The organism is Actinosynnema sp. NPDC023658, from assembly GCF_040639995.1.
GTDB lineage: Bacteria > Actinomycetota > Actinomycetes > Mycobacteriales > Pseudonocardiaceae > Actinosynnema.
In genome coordinates, this window is the sequence record NZ_JBFAAX010000997.1 from 1 (window position 1) to 1,969 (window position 1,969).

Here is a 1,969-nt window from a genome sequence, read left to right on the forward strand (position 1 = left end):
TGACGTCCAGTCGGCCCTAGGCGCAGGGGTCCTTCCCGGCGTTGACCACGGGCACCGCCGCGGTCGCCCGCGCCGTCGCCAGCTCGCCGTCCGGGTGGGCGAGCCGGTGGAACGCGGTGGGCGAGACCAGCACGGGCACGTCCAGGCGGCCACCGGGCAGGTCGACGCGGAGGTCGCGGGTCGGCTGCCCGCGCAGCACCCTCGGCAGCAGGGCGAGCCGCCGGAACGCCGCCTCGTTCTCCCCGAGCACGACCTCGTCACCGACGCCGCCGGCGTAGTAGTCGTAGTGCACCGGGTCGAGCACCGCCCGCGCCTTGTCGTGCAGCTCGGCCAGACCGGTGCTCACGGCGAACCCACGGCGGTCGGCGCGAGCCGCGCGTGCAGGAACGCCAGCAGCGGCGCCCGGTGCACCTCCTCGCTGTCCCACTCGTTCTCCAGGTTCTCGGTGATGTGGTGCTCACCGACGACCTCGCCGCCGCGGTAGTGCCGCACGACCGGGTGGAGGTAGCGCCCGTCGAGCCCGCTGGTGTCCTCTTGGGACACCCGGCTCGTGGTGACGTCGAACGGGTTCACCTTGTCGTGGTCCTCGCCGTACTCCAGCGTCACCGCCACGTAGGACTCGACGTCACCGAAGTCACCGCGCGCGACCGCCTCGTGCAGGTGGTCCACCGGCACCTCCTCGGCGTAGCGGATCGCGCCGTCCGACCCGATCAGCACGGCGTCGGCCAGGAACGAGAACATCTGCCACAGCGCCGAGGTGCGGTTGACCCGTTCGATGACGGCCTCGACGATCGCCTCGGGGGTGGGGGCGAGGTCCCGGCTGGGCCACGGCACGCCGTGGTAGCGGTGCTCCAGGATGCGGTGCAGCGCCACCACCCCGTACCGGAAGCCGTGGATGAACCCGCTGGTGGACTTCTTGAAGTCCCTGGCCTGCGTGATGGTGCCCGCGAAGAACAGGTCAGGCACGTTGACCGACTCCCAGGCCGCGGTCTGGTGCGGGAAGCGGTCGTTGATCGTCAGCTCCGGGCGGCACTCGGGCGCGAAGATCGAGGCGTCGAACCGGAACCCGGTCGCCAGGATCACCCGGTCGTAGCGGATCTCCTTCACCCGCTCCGCGACCCGCTGGAACGCGACCCGCACCAGGAACCCGTCCCCGTCGCGCCGGATGTCCACGATCCGCCCGTCCAGCAACGCGTTCTGCGACTTGAGCTGGTAGGTGTCGAGGAAGTTGTTGTTCACCGCGCGCAGGTGGCCGACGAAGTGGGTCTGCCACGCCAGCTTCAACGACCCGGGACCGGCCACGTGGATGACCGCCGTGGTCTCCACGAGGTTGTCGGCCGTCTCGAACGCCGAGTTGCCGCGCCCGATGATGAGCACCCGCTGCCCGGTGAAGTCGGCCGGGTCCACCGACACCTCGTCGTACCGCTCCGCGAGCTCGACCCCGTCGATCGGCGGCACGTACGGCTTGGACACGCCGGTCGCGACGATGAGCCGCGGCGCCCGGTAGGTGTTGCCGTGCTGGTCGCGGACCACGAAGTCGTCCGGCCGGGTCACCGACACCACCGACGTCCCGTAGCGGATCGGCAGGTCGTTCTTCGCGGCGAAGTCGGCCAGGTAGCGGACCATGTCGTCGGCGTGCGGGAAGTAGCGCGGGGTGTACCCGGTGAACAGCAGCGACGGGTCGTCGGACAGCAGCGAGTTCCAGTCGGTGCGCAGGTTCAGCTCGGGGTCGTCCCAGCCGGTGATCGGCTTGTTGATGGAGATCAGGGTGCGGTGCCGGGGGAAGCGGGTGAAGAACGCGCCGGGCACGTCACCGGCCTCCAGCACCAGGTGGTCCCGCCCGGCGCGGGAGAGCAGGTAGGACGCCTGGAGGCCCGCCGGGCCGGCGCCGATGACGAGACACTCCGTCGAAAACTCGCTGGACACGACATTCTCCTCGGATCAGTGGGGCAGCAGGCGCTTGTCCGGC

The 1,969-nt window shown here is 70.6% G+C and carries 2 protein-coding genes; both read right to left on the bottom strand.

Translation table 11 applies throughout. From position 1 onward, the window contains the following. Positions 1-16: 16 nt before the first annotated feature. Positions 17-346: an alpha-hydroxy-acid oxidizing protein gene (locus AB0G02_RS37345; RefSeq protein ID WP_360804371.1), complete on the bottom strand. Its 330-nt coding sequence runs from the start codon at positions 344-346 to the stop codon at positions 17-19. Beyond that, positions 343-1,926 carry an NAD(P)-binding domain-containing protein gene (locus AB0G02_RS37350; RefSeq protein ID WP_360804374.1) on the bottom strand — a complete coding sequence of 528 codons (1,584 nt, stop codon included), beginning with the start codon at positions 1,924-1,926 and terminating at the stop codon, positions 343-345. The genes AB0G02_RS37345 and AB0G02_RS37350 overlap by 4 nt, the downstream gene beginning before the upstream one ends. Between the last annotated feature and the right edge of the window lie 43 nt (positions 1,927-1,969).